This window comes from Sphingomonas sp. AC449, from assembly GCF_979253475.1.
Map to the genome: position 1 here is coordinate 1 of NZ_CEEDCZ010000135.1, position 202 is coordinate 202.

The window sequence follows — 202 nt, forward strand, 5'->3', positions numbered from 1 at the left end:
GGTGCACCCAGAGCGATTCGAACGCCCGACCCTCAGATTCGTAGTCTGATGCTCTATCCAGCTGAGCTATGGGTGCATCGCCGTGCAGAGGCTGCACGACAAAGCCGCCGTGAGGCGGGAAATCCTGGTGCACCCAGAGCGATTCGAACGCCCGACCCTCAGATTCGTAGTCTGATGCTCTATCCAGCTGAGCTATGGGTGC

The 202-nt window shown here is 59.4% G+C and carries 2 tRNA genes; both read right to left on the reverse strand.

What is annotated here, in order from left to right:
- Positions 1–2 precede the first annotated feature (2 nt).
- A tRNA-Arg gene (locus AC0CH3_RS18125) sits at positions 3–76 on the reverse strand.
- A gap of 49 nt (positions 77–125) precedes the next feature.
- A tRNA-Arg gene (locus AC0CH3_RS18130) sits at positions 126–202 on the reverse strand.